Annotated in this window: 11 protein-coding genes; 10 read left to right on the top strand and 1 reads right to left on the bottom strand. The window is 58.1% G+C overall.

The genetic code is table 11. The features are described 5' to 3' along the window. Positions 1 to 3: 3 nt before the first annotated feature. Complete coding sequence (gene tssM, locus ACI2JX_RS03290) at positions 4 to 3,669, bottom strand: type VI secretion system membrane subunit TssM (RefSeq protein WP_404689364.1); 3,666 nt, start codon at positions 3,667 to 3,669, stop codon at positions 4 to 6. A 319-nt stretch (positions 3,670 to 3,988) separates the two neighbouring features. Between tssM and tssF the strand changes: the two genes are divergently transcribed. The 10 genes from tssF to ACI2JX_RS03240 all read left to right on the top strand — a co-directional run bounded on the left by tssF (position 3,989) and on the right by ACI2JX_RS03240 (position 19,063). Continuing rightward, entirely contained in the window at positions 3,989 to 5,761 is a 1,773-nt protein-coding gene (tssF, locus tag ACI2JX_RS03285; protein ID WP_404689363.1) for a type VI secretion system baseplate subunit TssF, read from the top strand. A gap of 14 nt (positions 5,762 to 5,775) precedes the next feature. Then, complete coding sequence (gene icmH / locus ACI2JX_RS03280; protein WP_404689362.1) at positions 5,776 to 6,582, top strand: type IVB secretion system protein IcmH/DotU; 807 nt, start codon at positions 5,776 to 5,778, stop codon at positions 6,580 to 6,582. Positions 6,583 to 6,611: 29 nt separating this feature from the next. Continuing rightward, positions 6,612 to 6,875, top strand: a complete 264-nt coding sequence (locus ACI2JX_RS03275) for a PAAR domain-containing protein (protein ID WP_186557246.1) — start codon at positions 6,612 to 6,614, stop codon at positions 6,873 to 6,875. 166 nt (positions 6,876 to 7,041) lie between these two features. After that, on the top strand, positions 7,042 to 9,792 hold the full coding sequence (locus ACI2JX_RS03270; RefSeq protein ID WP_404689361.1) for a type VI secretion system Vgr family protein: 2,751 nt from the start codon (positions 7,042 to 7,044) through the stop codon (positions 9,790 to 9,792). Continuing rightward, positions 9,782 to 14,449 (top strand): RHS repeat-associated core domain-containing protein, encoded by a 4,668-nt coding sequence (locus ACI2JX_RS03265; protein WP_404689360.1) that lies wholly within the window; start codon positions 9,782 to 9,784, stop codon positions 14,447 to 14,449. The genes ACI2JX_RS03270 and ACI2JX_RS03265 overlap by 11 nt, the downstream gene beginning before the upstream one ends. After that, positions 14,446 to 14,844, top strand: coding sequence for a hypothetical protein (locus ACI2JX_RS03260; protein ID WP_368973758.1), 399 nt, complete (start codon positions 14,446 to 14,448; stop codon positions 14,842 to 14,844). The genes ACI2JX_RS03265 and ACI2JX_RS03260 overlap by 4 nt, the downstream gene beginning before the upstream one ends. A gap of 624 nt (positions 14,845 to 15,468) precedes the next feature. Beyond that, positions 15,469 to 15,903, top strand: coding sequence for an RHS repeat domain-containing protein (locus ACI2JX_RS03255; protein WP_404689359.1), 435 nt, complete (start codon positions 15,469 to 15,471; stop codon positions 15,901 to 15,903). Positions 15,904 to 16,926: 1,023 nt separating this feature from the next. Continuing rightward, on the top strand, positions 16,927 to 17,688 hold the full coding sequence (locus ACI2JX_RS03250; protein ID WP_404689358.1) for an RHS repeat domain-containing protein: 762 nt from the start codon (positions 16,927 to 16,929) through the stop codon (positions 17,686 to 17,688). A 1-nt stretch (position 17,689) separates the two neighbouring features. Next, positions 17,690 to 18,073, top strand: a complete 384-nt coding sequence (locus tag ACI2JX_RS03245) for a hypothetical protein (protein ID WP_368973778.1) — start codon at positions 17,690 to 17,692, stop codon at positions 18,071 to 18,073. A 723-nt stretch (positions 18,074 to 18,796) separates the two neighbouring features. Further along, positions 18,797 to 19,063, top strand: coding sequence for a hypothetical protein (locus tag ACI2JX_RS03240; protein ID WP_404689357.1), 267 nt, complete (start codon positions 18,797 to 18,799; stop codon positions 19,061 to 19,063). The last annotated feature ends 703 nt before the right edge of the window (positions 19,064 to 19,766 follow it).

The following is a 19,766-nucleotide window of genomic DNA, read 5'->3' as shown; positions in this document are numbered from 1 at the left end:
TCGCTACTGCACCCAGGCAGCCGCCTGCTGCTCCACCACGCTTGGCTGCAGCAGAGCCCGTGGCAGGGAGAACCCCTTGAACGGCTGCTGGGTGATCGGGTTGAAGGTTTTTTCCGAACTCAGCTTGTAACGCATCATGCCATCCCCGGTCCGGAAGCTCAGGTCGACACTGGTCGCCGTGCGGCCATTGAGCGCGCCGCGGCTGAGCAGGCGGAACATCGCCCAGGGGCCGCGGTACTCCAGGCTGCTGGTAGTGCCATTGCGCCTGAGCAGGGTCAGGTTGCTGCGCATCGGGCTACCTTTGTTCGGCCAGATCACCCCACTGATGGACGGGGGCCCATGGGTGTAGGAAACCGTCTGCCCGTCCAGGTCCAACAGGCTGGTGCGCTGGTTTGGGCTCAAGCCCAAGGGTTCGATGTTGAACTGCACACTGAGATTGCCGCTGGCGTCGAAGAAGGTTTCGCGGATGCGCTCAGCCGCCGCTAGCTGCTCGATCACCTCCCGCCGGACCAATTGATTGCGCTGCTCGCCGCCGTGCAGCGCGTCGGGTATGTCCTTGAGGAAGACGTCCAGATACTGCGCCTGGAACGTCTGCAAGCGCCCTTTGGGGCCAAAGAACGCCTCGAAGTCTTCCAGTGCTGCATCCTCGGCACGCCCCCGGAACGGATAGCGACCCGCCAGGCGCGCCTGGAAGAAGCTGTAGACATCCACCTGCCAACGTTTCTCCAGCTCACGCAGGGCCGCCACCGTCAGCACTTGTGCAGTGTGCTCGGCCAGGTAGCGAACTTGCTGATTGAGCGGCTCGGGCAGGCCGCTGGCGATGCGCTGCACATTGGCAATCGGGTCGGGCTCAGTCTGGGTAAAGCGTGATGTCACCAGGGCCAGCGCCGCCTTGCCGCGGTTGGGGCTGTCCTGCACTGACTTGGCGTAGTCCTGCATGGCGCTGATCGCCTTGATCGTTTCGTCGTAGTAGCTAGGTTTGTCGCCCTCTCCAGCCAGCATCCCAGACAAGCCATTGAAGGCGCGCCGGATGCCCTGGGCCTGGAGCTGCGCCGCAGCGTGTTGAGCAGCGCCCTGCTCGTCATTGCCAGGCGCCACCGCGACTTGAGGGTAGATGACCGACTGCTGGCGAACCGCTTCGAGCAGACGGCGCATGGGCGCTGCCGGCCCAGTGATCTGCTCCAGCACGGTCAAGGCCTGGCTCAGATCGGCAAACGGCTGGACACTCAGCTGATTCAGCGCTCGTCGCCAGGTATCGATGTAATCGGCGCTGTACAGCGCCCGCAAGCGGTCGAGCAAGGCCTGCCGATCATGCTCTGAGTAATCGAGCGCAGCCCGCTCACCGAGCACCCATTGATCGATCATCGCCAGCTCAGTGACGGCTTTGCTACGCGGTTCGAAAAACTGCTTGAAGCCATTGGCCGTCATCAAGGCCGGCACAATCAGGGCGTCGTCGCCATCGCTGTCGCCAGCTTGCGGCAGCTGGAAGACAAGATCGAAGGCTGGCCCCACCTGGTTGCGCAGGTCGAACGCGCCATGCAAGTGCTCTTGGGCATCCTGCTTGAGCATCAGGTACAACCGCTGCTCCAGGGGCAACTTGCGCAATTGTTGCTGCGCCTCGCTGATCAGCGGGTCGTTGGCTGGCAAGTCGGCGTCGGCGTAGCTCAAGCCGTATTCAAGGTGGCGCATCAACGCCGTCTGCACCGCGCGCTCGCCAGGGTAAGCCTGCTGCCAGCGCTTGGCCATCCACTCCTGCACCACCTGCGCACGACGGTTGTTGCGCTCTTCGAGCATCCGATAGACGCGCAGCGCTGCCAGCTGCTCGTCGCTGCCGGGGGCGGCTTGGCGAATCATCTCAAGCACACCCTTGGCCAAGGCCGGGAGAAAACGCCGCGATAACACATTCAGGTAGGCGTGATCGACCATCGGCCCGATAGCACGCCCTTGGTACAGCCCCAGGTTAGCCAGCGGCCACGCCTCACGGTAATTGCCATAGACCGCCAATGCGCCGTGGATTTCGTCGAGCGAGGCGAGCAAGTTGCGTCCGGTAGGGTCAAGGTTCTGCTCATCGTCGAGCTGACTGAACAGCTGGCTTCTGGCCAGGACTTGGTCGGTCTTGGCGCGGTTGTCCAAGTAGTAATTGGCCCAGGCTGCGGTCAAGCACAGCCCTAGCACGCCAGCGGCGATCGAGCCTGCCAGCAAGTGACGGCGCTTGCGCAGCGCCACCTTCATGTTATCGCCGGCCAGGCCTGCTTCGGGGTAGATGACCCGCTGCAACAGGTGCTGCGCAAAATACACCACCGAGCGACCTTGCGGCTTGGCCGCGTTAGCCAACTCGACAAAACCATACGTGCGCGCGGCCTTGCCCAGAAAGACGTTGGACAGCACCCCTTGCTGGTACACCGACGACAGGTATAGCCCACGCACCAAGGCCGGTGTGCTGTAGCGATCACTGCCGAGCACATCGCGCAGAAAACTCAGCAGCAGCGGCTGCAAGCCGCTGACCTGGCGCGTCAGGCACAGCAGCATTTCGCGTTCCTGCTGCGCGCGCGGCTCACCCATGGCCTGCAGCACCCGCTCGTTGAGCAGCTCGACCATCTGCGCATAGGCCTTGGCCAACTCCTCCAACCAAGTGTCGAACGCATGCACGGCATCGAGGCTGAAGGTAAAACCGAAAATCTCCTCACGCTGCGCAGCGGGCAGACCGGCGAACAGCTCTTCGAAGCCTTCGAGCAAGTCAAATTTGCTCAACACCACATACAGCGGCAGGCGCACGCCCAATTCTGCACTGAGCTCGAACAACCGCGTCCGGAGCACGAACGCCAGGGCACGACGCTGCTCGGGCGTGCCTTCAAGCAATGCCACCACATCGACCAGCAACACGATGCCATTGAGCGGCTGACGACTGCGATTGCGCGCCAGCCAGCCGAGCAAATGCTGCCACAGGCGCTTTTCGGCTTGCGCCGGCAGGCCCAACCCGGACTGCTCGTGCAGCACACCCGAAGGCGGCGGCCCCACGGATAGGTGCTCATCATCGTCGCCAGCGACATTAGCAAGCGCTGGCGCGGCAACCTGGCGCTCGGGTTGGCTGATGAACTCGCCCGGCGGGTCGATCATCACCGCCTGCTCGCCCATCCACCAGTCGATCGGATAGGCCAGGTCAGGGTCGCTCGGCTGCGCTTGTCGCGTTACCCGGCTCAGGGCGAAGTTCTGACTGGAGCGCTCGATGAAGCTGGACTTGCCGGAGTGTTGCTCACCCAGCACCAGGTACCACGGCATACGGTACAGGTAGCCACGCTCATGACTGTGGCTACGCAAGGTCGCCAGGCTGGCATCGAGCGCGCGCGTCTGGGCCTGCAGATGAACCAGGCAAGGGTCTTCAAGGCGCTCGGTACGCTGTTGGCGCTCACCCAGCAGTTGCCGATTGCGCCAAAACAGCCACACGGCCCAGAGCGACAATGGCATCGCCAACACCAGCGTGCTGCCGGCTACCCGCATTGCCAGGGGCGCCAGTGGTTGCCGCTCACCCCAGTTCCAGTCCGGCCCTAGCCACCAGATCGCAACCAGCAGTGCCACGACCAGCGCAGCCAGCAGCCACACGGTGAGCAGCGCGAGATGAGGCTGGAACTTTGCCCAACCGCGCACCAGAACGTCCTTGCCCCGATTCATTATTAGACACGTCCTCTACTTCACACTGACAATCCACCGCCGCGTCATTTAATTAGCGACGCCATGCGTTCTATCGAAAAACCAACGCACAGTAACAGCAGATAAAAAACCTTGACAAGCAACGACAACAAAACATATTCCCTTACATATTGATAACAGCCATAGCGTAAATGGGCGAGTAGCATCGAACGCTATTTAAGTGCCAGCCAATACAAAAGTAAGAAATTTCCTACAAGTTACCCAGCAATGTAAAAACTTAGTTCCACCATGCATACCCATTGAACTTGCCATTTATCAAGCCGCCGCAACGAGCACGCCCATGACTTTCAAAAACGACTATCAATCCGAGCTGGCTTTTCTTCGAGCGCTGGCGCATGACTTCGCTCAGGACGACCCCAGGCTCGCCCAGTTTCTGAATAACGAATCAGGCGACGAAAGCATCGAGCGGCTCTTCGAAGGCTTCGCGTTCCTCACCACTCAGTTGCGGCGCAAGCTCGATGATGACCTGCCAGAAACCACCCACCCACTGCTGCAGATGCTCTGGCCCAATTACCTGCGGCCTGTGCCTAGCCTGACCTTGGTGCGATTCGAACCTATCGCCAAGGCCATCAGCGAACGTCAACCCATCGCCATGGGCACTCGATTGTTCTCATCCCAGGTTGAGGGCGTGTCATGTGAGTTTCGCACCTGCACGCAGGTGGCGATCCACCCCCTGCAACTAACAGCCGTCACTACCGAACACCGGCCTGACAGTTCAATCCTACGCATCGAGTTGCAATCACTGACTGAGCTGGCGCTCAAGCATTCAGGCTGCGACAACTTCACCGTGCAACTGATCGGTGAGCCGATCGCTGCACAAACGCTCTATCTTTGGCTTAGCCAGCACTTGCGGCGCATCAGTATCGTCATCGATGACAAGATCCTCAGCCTGCCGCCGAACATCATCGACTTCCCAGGCTTTACGCCAGAGGAGGCACTATTACCCAGCCCTCGGGCAGAGCTGGATGGCTATCGCCTACTGCAGGAGTACTTTCATTTCCCGCAGCGCTTCTGGGCATTCACATTAAATGAGCTGGCTGCCTATCTACCGGATTACCCAACTGAGCAGGTCAGTTTTCAATTTACATTCCATAAACCCTTACCCGCAGGCTGTGATCTGCGCCTAGAAGATCTGGCCCTGTACTGCACACCCGCGATCAATCAATTCCAACATACCGTCGAAGCCACCCCCCTCGACGGCCAGGACAGCTCGATGCTGTTGCAGCCGCCCGGGGTAAACCAGACCCGAGGCGAGGTATTTTGCGTCGACCGGGTTCGCGCATGCCGCTACGAAAATGACCAGGGCCAAACGAAAAAACAGTGGCTGTACGATCTACAGCCATTCGAAAGCCTCGACCACCCCGCGGCACTGGCTGAGCAGGAGGCCCGCCCCTACTACCAGGAAGTCGTCGAGCTCATCCCGAGCAAGGATCAAAGCCAGCGAATCCTGAGCTTGCTCCAGCGTGACGGCAAAGCCTGGTGCGGCAACCGCGAAGTCCTCAGCATTGAAATGACCTGCACCCACGGCCAACTGCCCAGCCAGCTGGGCATCGGTGAGATCGATCGCCCCAGCCAATCCACCCCGGCTTTTGCCAACTTCAGCAATATCACCCGCCCGACCCAAAGCCTGCCGCCGCTCCTGGATGGCCAGCTGCACTGGCAATTGCTGTCGAACCTGTCGCTCAACAGCCTGTCGCTGAACTGCGCCGAAGGCTTGCGCGCAGTGCTGGCTAGCTACGACTTTGCCGGCCTCACCGACCTGCCCAAACAGCGCGCCACCCGCGCCCGCCTGCAAGCCATCGAACAGGCCGACACGCGGCCGCTGGACTGGCTGTTCAAAGGTGTACCCGTGCGCGGCCTGAACACTACGCTGCGCGTCGATCCAAGCCCGTTCGACAGCGACGGCGAGCTGTACCTGTTCGGCAGCGTGCTGTCGTACTTCTTCACGCTTTACGCCAGCCCACAGTCGTTCCACAAGCTGGACATCATCAACACCCGTAGCAATGAGCACTACAGCTGGCCGGCCCGTGTTGGCCGACAAGTCACGCTCTGAAAAGGAGGCAACTGATGCAATCTCCACCGGCAGCGCCGAGCAACCGCTTCGAACACATCGAGCAGGCGAACACCGGCTGGCACGGCGGCCGACGCGCTCGCAGCCACGTCATCGACCGCATCGATTTCGAGCTGCGCGGCAGCAGCTACAACCCGCTGACCGATGCCAGCATGCCCCTGCTTGGGCTGGTGATACGGCTGCGCCACAGCCATAGCTTCGACGACATCGCCCAGTTGCATGGCGACGTCAAACTACAGATAACCGCCATCCTGCAAGAGCTTGGCCAGCTCCACTATGACCCAACCACCCTCTCGGCCTTCAGCTATTGCCTGTGCGTATTCGTCGATGAGGCGGTCCTGACCACCCCGTGGGGCCAGCAGTCGGTCTGGGGCAGTGATCCGATGCTCAGCTGCCTGCACAACGAAACCTGGGGTGGCGCCAAGTTCTTTGCCTTGCTCGACCGCATGCTGCTCGAGCCGAGCAAGTACGCCGATGTCCTGCTGTTCATGTACCTCTGTCTGTGCCTTGGCTACAAGGGCCAGTACGCCATCCAGGCCGATGGCAGCAACACCCTGCAAGCCTTGATCAGCCGCCTGCAGCACGCCCTGCGAACGCTGCGCGGACCGCTGCCTGAACAGCTGACCAAGCCGCTGGACAACCTCGCCCCACGCCATTACCGCATGAACCGGCAATGGCCCTGGTGGACACCTTGGGTGGTGCTCTGCGGCGTCTGCACGGCGGTGTACGGGGTGTTGTCCTGGCGGTTGCAGCACAGCACCCAAGAAGTCTTGCAGGCCTTGAGTGACATCCTGGTTCGATAACCCCACTTCACAGCGTAGGAGAGTGCCCCATGAAAGCGATAGTGCGCCTGGGCGACAAGACCGATCACGGCGGCAGCGTGATCGAATCGATCCCCCACACCCATCTCAATGGCCGGCCAATGGCGGGCAAAGGCAACCTGGTGGCCTGCCCCTTGTGCAAGGGCAGCTTTCCCATCATCGAAGGTAGCCCCACCTATTCGGTCAATGGCACGCCGGTCGCCCTGGACGGCATGAAAACCGCCTGCGGCGCCTCGCTAATCGCCAGCAACAGCCAGGCCAGCGTGCACCGCTAGTCGCGGCAGCCGTCGCGATAGCCGCATTTAGAGAAATTTCCCACGCTCGCATCAGACCGGTCTGCTTTTGACCGAGAAGCGCTTCCTTGCACCATCGAGCCCAAACGGATGCCCTGCCCCTGCGGGGTTCATCCTGGCCCATGGATCGGCGATGCAGGAAGCCCGAATGCCCACACAGCAGGATGTGCGCTTTACCTTCAGTTGCGCGAACGACATCGCCTTCGATGTCGTCAGCTTCACGCTTAGCGAAGCGATCTCCGAGTGCTTTTCGTTGCAGATCGAACTGGTCAGCGACGACCCCGATATCGATTTTGCGCAACTGCTCGACCTGCCCGCCTGCCTGACCGTGTGGAGCCACGGCGAAGCAGTGCGCCATGTGCACGGCATCATCAGCCGCTTCGAGCAAGGCAGCAGCGGTCAGCGGCGCACCCGCTACAGCGCCGAAGTCGTTCCGCAACTGGCCCGCGCCCAGCTGCGCTCGGACTGGCAAGTGTTCCAGCACCGCAGCGTGACGCAGATCCTCGATGAGCAATTGCAGTCGCGCTACCGGCTCAGTGCCGAGCAACGCCTGACGTGCCCCCATCAACCGCGCGAGTACTGCGTCCAAGTGGGCGAGCTGGACCTGGACTTCTATCAACGCCTGGCCGCCGAAGAAGGCCTGCTGTCGGTCTTCCGGCACAGTGCCAGCGCGCATGCATTGATCTACACCGACCGAATCATGACCCTCGGCGCCATCGAAGGCGCGCCAGTGCTCTATCAGCCTAACCCCGGCGGCGACCAGCCGCAGCCGGCACTGCGCCGCTTCAGCTACCGCGAGCAGCTGCGCAGCAGCAGCCAGACCCAGCGCGACTACAGTTTCAAACACCCACGCTACGACCAGCAGCACAGCGTCCAGGCCCAAGGCCTCGAACACCAGCACCCACGCTATGAACGCTATGACGCACCCGGGCGCTACAAGCGTGATGAAGCCGGCCTGCCCTTCACCCAGACCCGCCTCAAGGCGCTGCGCCGTGATGCGCGCACAGCCACGGTCATTGGCGACGATGCGCGGATTGTCCCCGGCCTTGCCTTCACCCTCACCGGCCACCCACGCGAGAGCCTGAACAGTGGCTGGCGCGCGGTGAGCATGCGGCATGAAGGCGTGCAACACACCAGCCTGGAGGAAGAGGCGGCAGGTGCCGAAGTCGGCACCCGCTACAGCTTCACCGCTGAGCTGATTCCCGACAGCGTCGACTGGAAAGCGCCGCTGCTGGCCAAGCCGCGCATCGACGGGCCACAGATTGCCCATGTGGTTGGCCCGAGCAACGAGGAGATCTTCTGCGACGAGCACGGTCGGGTGCGCTTGCAGTTTCCTTGGGACCGCCAAGGTCGCGAGGATGGCCATAGCTCCTGTTGGGTGCGGGTGGCTCAACAGTGGGCTGGCGCCGGTTGGGGCCATATGGCGATTCCACGGGTGGGTCAGGAAGTGGTGGTGGCCTTTCTCGATGGCGATGGCGACCAGCCGCTGGTGATTGGCCGCAGCTACCATGCGGTCAACCGGCCGCCGTACAAGTTGCCCGACTTCAAGGCGCTGAGCCCGATCCGCAGCAAGGAGCACAAAGGCCAACGCCACAACGAGCTGCGCCTGGACGATACCGAAGGGCAAATCAGTGCCACGCTGATGAGCGACCACCAGGCCTCGGCCCTGCACCTGGGCTATCTGACCCACCCTCGCCCCCTGGGCGGTCATCCACGCGGCGAAGGTTTCGAGCTACGCAGCGATGGCCACGGCGTGGTACGCGCCGGCGCCGGATTGCTATTGACCACCGAGCCCCGGCGCAATGCCTGCGAGCACCATACCGACCTGGCCGAAACCGCCGAACGCCTGGGCGTTGCCCAGCAGTACCACGAAACGTTCTACGCCCTCGCACGTGATCACCTGGCCCAAGAGGCAGGCGATCAGGATGACGTCGCCAAGGCCCTGCACGACCAGCATCAGGCCATTAAAGGCAGTGGTGCCCGCACCGAACTGGGCACCCCGCAACTGGTCATGGCCAGCCCGGCCGGCATCGCCACCTCAACGCCTGGGTCCACCCACATTGCCAGCGGCGAACACCTGGCCTTGAGCAGTGGCGGCCACACCAGCCTGGCCATCGGCAAGCGCCTGCTGGTCAGTGCCAGCCGGGGGATGCGCAGCTTCGTGCAGAGCCTTGGTTGGCGCCTGGTCGCCGCCTCCGGCGACATCGATATCCGCGCCCTGAAAGACAACATCAACCTGCTGGCCAAGCTCAAGGTCAGCGTCACGGCCGAGCGCATCACCCTCAGTGCCAAGGAAGAGCTGGTGATCCAGGCCGCCGGCAGCAGCACCACCTACAACGCTGGCGGCATCAGCCACGCCACCAGTGGGGTGTATAGCGCCCATGCCAGCGACTTCGTGTACCAGGGCGCGAAGAGTGAGGCGGCGGCGTTTCCAGAGGAACTCACGACGGGCAAAGGGAATTTGCAATTGTTCAGCCACTACGCCAGTCGCGAGGCACTAAGCAACAGCAGCTACAGCGTCGAAGACGCCTTAGGAAAGGTGTTCAGCGGCACGCTCGATGGCAAGGGACACGCGCTTGTCGCAGGCCTGAGTCAAGGTCCAACCAAAGTTGACTTTGGCAAAGACCCGGCCGACCCCTGGGTGCCCGCTAGTTACTTTGGCGAGCAACATTGGCCAGCCACAAACGAGGCGGCAGCGAACACCATCAGTACTCAGCTCAACCAGATGGTGGCGCAAACGCTCACCGGCAGCGTCCCTGTTCCGGCTCTGACGCAGCCAGCATCGGACCTGGCCAACCAGCTCCTAAACCACTCCGCCCATAGATTTACCCCCAGCAAAACCATGCTCTCACGGGCCTTGACGCCATCGGCCAGCGAGGTGACCCAGCATGTCAGCTGAGCGCGATGAAACCCAAGCCGTTCGTGAAGCCCAGGACGCCATCGCCCCCCTCAATACCCTGGTCGAAGAGGACATCGGCAAGGGCCTGGCCACCATCAACAACTGGCTGCAAGGGATCCATGAAAGCCTGTCGCTGAGCAAGATCAAGGACTTCGCCAGCTTCGTCCCCGCTGTCGGCAACATCATCGCCCTGGTCGATGCCATCGGCGACATCATTCATCTGCTCAAGACCCAATCGCGCAACGTGCTGGACTGGCTCAGCCTGGGGGTCAACCTGATCGGCGTGGTGCCCTTGCCACCGACCATGGCGGCCGCCCGCATGACCCTGCGCCCGGTGATCTTCCTCACCCGGCAGAAACTGCGCCACAACCCCGCCGGCAACATTGCCGACTCGGTAATCACCATCATCATCGATCACGTCAACGAGTCGCTCAAAGGCGAGATCGAAACCTTCATTGAACGGGGCAAGGAGGAGCTCCCCGCGATTCTGACCCACGCCGGCAATACCGGGCATACGGCACTGATGACGATGGCCGACATGCTCCACCGATTCGCCACCGGCACCCTCGACACCCGCGCGGCAAGCCAGCAACTGAAAACCAACGCCAGCCGCCTGATGCTCCGCGATCCCACCACCACGGTGTCGCTCTGGAGCTACCTGGCTGATCACAGCGTCAAGCTGGCCAAGGTCGGCGTCAGCGCAGCAGAGCTCGGCCTGACCCACCTCAGCAACAGCGTCGGTGCGCTAGCCTCCGGCGTGCTGCTGCCACTGGTCACACCGCATATCAAGCTCCTCACATGGGCCGCTGAAACCATTCGCAGCAACCTTCACGCCTTGGCCAACCCGACCCTGCAACACAGTATCGGCTGGCTGCTCGACAGCCTGCATAGCGCCGTACTGCGTCGACGCGGTGGTCGCACGCGTCAGGCCAACATCACCGCCAATGGCGCCGTCGCCCGGCACCAGGGCAACAAAGGCAGCGTCGAACGCATCGGTAGCCAGGCGCCAACCCGGGCCAACCCCAACTGCAGCAAAAATCGCACCTGCGACGGTACACAAAACAGCATCAGCTACGCACTGGGCACCGAGTCGCTGTCTCATACCGACTTCAGCCTGCCTGGGCCGTTTCCGATTACCTGGACGCGCACCTACTGCTCCAACCTCGACGCCTATGATCAGGCTGAGCTCGGTGCCCGCTGGATCAGCCCCTTCAGCGTACGCCTGGACATCACGGCCAAGGGCGTGAGCTACCACGCTGCCGATGGCCGCAGCCATGCCTATCCGCTGCCCAAACCCGGCAAGTTTCACCATGACCCCATCGAGGGCATGACGCTCATTCGCAGCGCCCAAGACACGCTGATCCTCGCCCGCGGCTATGAGCGCCACGAGCACTTCCAGCGGGTCGGTCAACAATTCCGCCTGAGCACCATCACCCTTCGCGGCGGCGCTCGGATTGCCCTGCACTACGAGCATCAGGTGGCGGGCAGGCAGGTGCTGTCAGACCTGCTGACCTACCAGAACGAGGTGCAGCACCAGCACCTGGCCACCGAGCTTGACGAGCAAGGTCGGATCAGTGCGCTGTGGCAGGTGCGCAACGGCCAGCCACACCGCCAGCTGGCCGCCTATCGCTACGACGAGCACGGCGATCTGCTCCAGGCCCAGGATGAGCACCAGGCAGCCTGGAGCTACCAGTACCAGGATCACCTGATCACTCGTTACAGCGATCGCACCGGGCGCGGCATCAACCTGCAATGGCAAGGCACCGGGCCGCAGGCCAAGGCCGTGCGCGAATGGGCCGACGACGGCAGCTTCGACACCCGCCTGGAGTGGGACCCGAACATCCGCCTCACCTACGTCACCGATGCCCTGGGGCACGAGACCTGGCATTACTGCGACATTCTTGGCTACACCTATCGGATCGTGTACCCCGACGGCAGCGAAGAGTGGTTGTTCCGCGATGCGGCCAAGAACGTGGTGCGCCATGTGCACGCCGATGGCAGCACCGACCTCTTCGCCTACGACGACCGCAGCAACCTGCTGCAACATACCCGCGCCGACGGCAGTTGCGTGCACTACGCCTACGACGACCACGACCAGCTGCTCAAGACCCGCGACGCCGAAGGCGGCCTGTGGCGGCGGGACTACGACCAGCGCGGCAACCTCATCGAAACCATCGACCCGCTGGAAAACACCACCCAGTACCGCTACAACAGCGACAACCTGCCCATCGCCGTAGTCGATGCCAATGGCAACGAAAAAACCCTCGCCTACACCGCCGACGGCCTGCTCAGCCAATACACCGACTGCTCCGGCCACACCCGCCACTGGCACTACGACTCCTGCGGCCAGCTGATCCGCTACACCGACGCCCTCGGCCAAGTCACCGAGTACGCCTACGAAGCCGGCCAACTGGCCCGCCTCACCCACCCCGACCACAGCCACGAGCAGTTCGAGCGCGACGCCGAAGGCCGCTTGCTCAGCCATACCGACGCGCTGCAGCGGCGCACCTGCTGGGCCTACAACGTCGCCGGCCTGATCGCCACGCGCACCGACGCCCAGGGCCACACCCTCGACTACCGCTGGGACCGCCTCGGCCGCCTGCTCGAGCTGCGCAACGAAAACCACAGCAGCGCCCGCTTCAGCTACGACAGCATGGGCCGCCTGCTGAGCGAGACCGGCTTCGACGGCAAGCGCCGCAGCTACCATTACCACGCCGAAAGCGGCGTGCTCGCCCAGCAGCTGGACGAAGACCGGATCATCGAGTTCGCCTTCGACCCGCTCGGCCGCCTCAGCCAACGCCACGCCGGCCACCGCCATGGCCAGCACTGGCAAAGCGAAGCCTTCCACTACGACGGCAACGGCCAGCTGCTCATGGCCGAGAACAGCCAGAGCAAGCTGCAGTGGTTCTACGACCGGGCCGGCAACCTCAGCCGCGAGCACCAGTACTACCGCTTTCTCGACACCCCCAGCGTGGCCATCTGGCAGCACGAGTACGACGCCCTCAACCAACGCTGTGCCACCACCCGCCCGGATGGCCACCGGGTCAGCTGGCTGACCTACGGCAGCGGCCACCTACTGGCGATCAAGCTCGATGACGCCGAGCTGCTCAGCTACCAGCGCGACGCCCTGCACCGGGAAATCGGCCGCGTGCAAGGCAACGGCCTGCAGCAACGCCAGCAATGGACGGCCAACGGCTACCTGCACACGCAAAGCCTCACCCGGCCCGGCAGCAACGACTACCTGCGCAAGCGCCAGCACCACTACGACCCCGCCGGCCAACTGACCGCCATCGACGACAGCAACCGCGGCACACTCAGCTACCGCTACGACCCGCTCAACCGCCTGCTCGGCGCACACAGCCGGCTAGGCGCGGAAACCTTCGCCTTCGACCCCGCCAGCAACCTGCTCGACCCCCACGAAGCGCCCCAGGCCAACGGCCTCAAACGCAGCCGGCAGATGGACAACCTGCTGCACCAGTACCTGGGCAACCACTACCGCTACGACCCCCGCGGCAACCTCAGCGAGCGCTGGCTGGACGGCCAGCACGGCCGCTTCACCTGGGACCTGTACGACCGCCTGGTGGGCTACGAAGACGCCCGGCTCAAGGTCAACTACGGCTACGACGCCCTCGGCCGGCGCCTCTACAAGCAATCGGCTGCCAAGTACCAGGACCGCGCGCAGGCCGGCCCGCTGTGGAACCGCAAGCAACGCCTGGACCTCGATGAGCGCTACGGCTGCAAGAGCAGCATCTATGGCTGGGATGGCGACCACCTGGCGTTTGAAAGCACCTACCACCCGCGCGGCGAACGCACCACCCACTACCTCTACGAACCAGGCACCTTCGTGCCGCTGGTGCAGGCCTCGTACGAGCAACAAATCGCCCTGCTGCCCGAGCCCAGTTATGACGGGCCGTATGACATCGATCAGGATCCGGTCTGGCAATACCAGCCACAGGCACCGGCCTTCAGAGCGCTGGACTGGTACCAATGCGACCACCTAGGAACCCCGCTGGAGCTGACCGATCAGCACGGCGAAATGGTCTGGCGGGCGGACTACCACGCCTGGGGGCAGGCCCAGGTGAGGCTCAGCGAGGCGGCGCAGCGCAGGAAACTCGACACTGCGCTACGGTTTCAGGGGCAGTACCTGGATGTGGAGACCGGACTGCATTACAACCGGTACCGGTACTATGATCCGCAGGTGGGGCGGTTTGTTTCGGCGGATCCGATTGGGTATGCCGGAGGGTTGAATCTTTATCAATATGCGCCGAATGCGGTTGAGTGGATTGATCCTGAGGGTCTTACAAAACAATGCCACACATGTGCCCCAAAAGATCAAAAAAAGGAGGAAGAGCGAGAGAAGAAGAAATCTGAACGTCAGTGCGATGAGATGCATGACGATTATAACCAGGCGATGAATAGTGCCCTTGAATTCACACAAATCACAGCAAAAGGGTCTACTCCAAACCCAGCAAAATTCATCCCTTATCCATATAATGGAAGACGAGCACCTGATGAACATCGTGGTTTTCGAGTGGAACACGATGACAGGCATAAAGCGCACATCAACGCTTTTGATGGCAAAAAGCGAGGTAGAACGATCTGCTTTGAAGCCTCCCCGAAAACAGTGGCAAGAATAATCAGGAGATTCAATCGATGAGTTTTACCAGCGAATGCATCAGTTTTATCACTAATAATTCATGCACTAACGATGAAGAAAATGAAGTAATAGCTCTACTCAGCAAAGCTCTCCCAGTAAGTTCATCCGCCATTCATTGGAGCCGCATCCTCAAAAAAGAAGAGTTCGGCAAAATCCAGCGAGACAAACTAGCAATTGAGATAAACAAAATATTCACCTGCATGAAACTAACTCCAGACGAAAAATTATTCATCATAAATATTGACGATGCATTCCCAGCATTTAGAGCAAGCCTACGGGAGTGGCTTGATTTTATAGATGAGCTTGACTTCACCAATACAATATTTGTATCGGAAAATAGAAAAACTGTCATACACTGGGATTTTTACATGGAATTGCACGCAACAAACATATAACCAAGGCATCACGCTTCATCAGAGGGCACTTAGCACTCCCCGAGAAAACCAAGTAAATCAACTAACGCACCAGGAGAAAACACCAAATACTAACTAACAAATCGACATTCGAAATATTTGACAGCACCCATCTCTCATTGGCAGAACAACAACTGAACCAGAATTACAGATCTGCGGAACGTTTTTACCAACACAATATTTTAAGAAACACGAAAATCTCTTCATAAGTCTAGAGCACGCAGCAAACCATATCCTCCTGACTCATGCAGATCAACTTGAAAAGCAAATTGCCTCGCTAAATTTTTGCGCCACAACAGATACAAATCCAGAGAACAAACTCACCATCAAAGACCTGCAAATAAACGAAGGCTGGATAACTTTCCAAATAGTCAAATAAATCTCAAATTTATCCTTAACACGTGGAGAGAGGTTAATCCATCCTGACACCAAAGTAGCGCTCTTTAATAATTTAGCTCAACCGCGTGCAAGGAAACGGCCTGCAAGCAACGCCAGCAATGGACGGCCAACGGCTACCTGCACACACAAAGCCTCACCCAGCCCGGCAGCAACGACTAGCTGCGCCCCGAACGCACCACCCACTACCTCTACGAACCAGGCACCTTCGTGCCGCTGGTGCAGGCCTCGTACGAGCAACAAATCGCCCTGCTGCCCGAGCCCAGTTATGACGGGCCGTATGACATCGATCGGGATCCGGTCTGGCAACACCAGCCACAGGCACCGGCCTTCACGGCGCTGGATTGGTACCAATGCGACCACCTCGGAACCCCGCTGGAGCTGACCGATCAGCAGGGCGAGATGGTCTGGCGGGCGGACTACCACGCCTGGGGGCAGGCCCAGGTGAGGCTCAGCGAGGCGGCGCAGCGCAGGAAACTCGACACTGCGCTACGGTTTCAGGGGCAGTACCTGGATGTGGAGACCGGACTGCATTACAACCGGTACCGGTACTATGATCCGCAGGTGGGGCGGTTTGTTTCGGCGGATCCGATTGGGTATGCCGGGGGGGTTGAATCTTTATCAATATGCGCCGAATCCAGTTGAGTGGGTTGATCCACTGGGCCTGGCTTCAAATAGAGACTTCAGACCGACCGCAATCCTTGAGCGAAAACTTTCTGTCCTTGAGAATGCTCAAAATACATCAGCTAGAGAGCGAATCTTACCAGATGGCAGAATAAGATATTATGGACGAGAAGCACTTGCAAAAAACCCAGGCCCCACTCGAGGAAGATCTCGCACGACAGAATACAATCCCACAACAGGGCAGGTCAGAGTATGGGAAGAAACATATGATCATTCTGGAAAAATCAATCGCGTCCACCCTAAAATGAATAATGGCGAATCAATATCTCTTCCACATTACCCGCCAACTAAAGCGGACATAGAACAGGGATTAGCAACGCCCGAAGGTCGGGCAATAAAATGCGGGTGCACAAGGTGAGTCACGAAATTGACAAGTCAAGGATAGCCACCGAAATCCTAGACTATTTGAATACGCACAAGTACCAGCCCGATCGAGCGGCCCAATATATATTCAAGATATGGCTTGATGAAAAAATCTACCTTTCCGACGACCAACCTTTTTGCGACAACATTGATAAACTTAGCGGCATGGACGCAGGAGATGAGTTCACTTTTACAAAGGAAGAAATTATAGAAATGCTCACCCCATATATCATACCCACCACATAAAAATAATCATACACCTACCACCCCAGAGAACAACCACACACCCCATCAAAGCTTTACCTATAGCCACGTAAGCGCTCTTTAATAATTACACCTCGATAACACACCAACCATTTAGACTAGAAACTAACTGAAGATACGCTCGGCTACCGCTGGGACCGCCTCGGCCGGCTCCTCTATAAGCAATCGGCCGCCAAGTACCAAGACCGCGCGCAGGCAGGCCCGCTGTGGAACCGCAAGCAACGCCTGGACCTCGATGAGCGCTACGGCTGCAAGAGCAGCATCTATGGCTGGGACGGCGACAACCTGGCGTTTGAAAGCACCTACCACCCGCGCGGCGAACGCACCACCCCCTACCTCTACGAGCCAGGCACCTTCGTGCCGCTGGTGCAGGCCTCGTACGAGCAACAAATCGCCCTGCTGCCCGAGCCCAGTTATGACGGGCCGTATGACATCGATCAGGATCCGGTCTGGCAATACCAGCCACAGGCACCGGCCTTCAAAGCGCTGGATTGGTACCAATGCGACCACCTAGGAACCCCGCTGGAGCTGACCGATCAGCACGGCGAGATGGTCTGGCGGGCGGACTACCACGCCTGGGGGCAGGCCCAGGTGAGGCTCAGCGAGGCCGCGCAGCGCAGGAAACTCGACACTGCGCTACGGTTTCAGGGGCAGTACCTGGATGTGGAGACCGGACTGCATTACAACCGGTACCGGTACTATGATCCGCAGGTGGGGCGGTTTGTTTCGGCGGATCCAATTGGGTATGCCGGGGGGTTGAATCTTTATCAATATGCGCCGAATCCGGTTGCATGGACGGACCCATTAGGTCTCGCAGCGCATAGAGGGAGAATCCAAGCTCAAGGCGATAAACTCGAACAATCTGGGAGCTGGAATCAAGATACTCCTTTTACCGCCGAGCAAGCTAAAAGCAAAATAGAAGAGCTCAAGGGAAAACTCAGCAAAAAAGAGCTTAATATTCGGGATAGCGCCTTCAAGCGTGCAGAACGCTTTATTAACAACGCATGTAGCTGCGGCGGCGTCGAAGCCGACAGCAGAGTATCCTTCAAGGTTAAAGAAACGGCACACGAAAGAGTAGACATCGAAGTTAACTCCGGCATAGCCTTCACCGAGAAATAACATGTTTGAAAACTATCTATCCCACCCCGAAATTTACCAAGCCCTCGAAGAGCACTTCGAAAAAACCTTCAATGCCCTTCTAAAAAAAGAGAATTTAGATCAAGAACAATTCCAAACCCCCTATTATAGGACCCATTTTGCAAACGGAATGCCTTTCATGAATGGCAACCCCATATTTTCAACAAAGCATCTATCAAGCCAGGACAGGCTTAGGGTGATTCTCGACATTGACGCAAGCGACACAACTTGCTTTGAGAACAAACTAAATAACTCAAAAGAGCTTTGCATTTGTGGCAGCGTACAAAATATCGCGCAAATCAAAAAAGCAATGAACAATTGGCTAAAACAGCAAAAGCCCGTCTTAAATCGATCTCAGGAAACATAAATCCGCCCCAGGCTTATTAACTAATACGAACTAGCAAAAACTTACTAACTCCATACGAAAATTATTCATTATAAATATTGACAATGCATTCACAGCAATTAGAGCAAGCCTACGGGACTGGCTTTATTTTATAGATAAGCTTGACTTCATCAATAGAATATTTCTATCGGAAAATAGAAGAACTGTCATACACTGGTATTTTTACATGGAATTGCACGCAACAGACATATAGCCAAGGCTTCACACTTCATCAGAGGACACTTAGCACTCACCGAAAAAACCAAGAAATCAACTAATTAATTAGGAGAAAACACCAAATACCAACCACCAAATCGAAATTCGAAATATTTGACAGCCCCCATACTCTCATTGGTAGAACAACAGCTGAACCAGAGTTAAAGATCTGTGGAACGTTTTTACCAACACAATATTTTAAGCAGTACGAAAATCTCTTCAGAAGTCTAGAGCACGCAGCAAACCAGATCCTCCTTACCCATGCAGATCAACTTGAAAAACAAATTGCCTCGCTAAATTTTTACGCCACAACAGATACAAAACCAGAGAACAAACTCACCATCAAAGACCTGCAAATAATCGAAGGCTGGATAACTTTCCAAATAATCGAATAACGCTCAAACTTATCACTCAACGGGCAACGCACAACAAATAAAATCAATGACCCTTATAATATTAAAAAAATCAATTATCGGATAACGCGTAGCCATGACCGACATTAAAGCCAAGTTCATGACCGAATACCACAACCTTTATGAAGGATTAGTTTTATCATTCGGATTTTTCTATCCGGCTTCAGGAAATCTTTCAGTGCAGGGGCTTTTTTACGCGAAAAACCACCTTGCATCCAGCGAGCGATGGGACACTATCAAAATAATCGTAGAGGATGTTGTAGACCTTAAAATTCTATGGAAAGGAAACCAGGCCCATTCCATTTGTACCGGTGAACACTTAGTAAAGATTGATGACTTATAGTGCCTAGATGTAGATGGTATTTACGGCGATGTTGAGGCCCCAAAATCCATCGCAGAAATACAGAAATTTGGAGATTGTTATGCCACAGGCAAACAGCTAAACATCTATATAATTCCTGACTATCGCACAGACCTACACAACCTAACACCAGGACAATACTCCCTATACCTTTAAGACACTACATACACAGTTTTATCAACGGCAAAATTCCACCACCACCATGATCCGCAGGTGGGGCGGTTGTTTCGGCGGATCCGATTGGGTATGCCGGAGGCTGAATCTCTATCAGTACGCGCCGAATCCAATGGGATGGCTCTCTAGGACTGTCTAACTACCAAGTAAAATCCAATACTGCAGGTGGTGATGTATTAGGTCGAGGTGTTCAATCAATATGTATGGCCCAGGCTTACCAAAATCGTCCGGTGGCGATATAGAGCTGAAGCCCAGTCAATCAGGCTCAAACATAGAATTCAAACCAATTGATCCTGCAACCAGAAAGCTTACTAACTCACAGTGGGAAAAGGCTTGCAAATGTGTGACAAACTTCCTTAACAACCCAAGAAAAGTTGAACAACTGGCAAAGTCAGCAGAGGCAGGACTTAATGCGAATCCTAATTCACATCGTGCTCCAGAACTGAAACAAATCCGCATAATTCTACAACGACATCATGATTTAAAAACCAACCCAAGTCGCTGACAGAGA

Source organism: Pseudomonas sp. NPDC088890 (assembly GCF_044900155.1).
In the GTDB taxonomy this organism is placed as follows: Bacteria; Pseudomonadota; Gammaproteobacteria; order Pseudomonadales; family Pseudomonadaceae; genus Aquipseudomonas; species Aquipseudomonas urmiensis.
The sequence above is the reverse complement of the archived record's forward strand: the minus strand, read 5'-3'. Positions and strand labels throughout refer to the sequence as shown.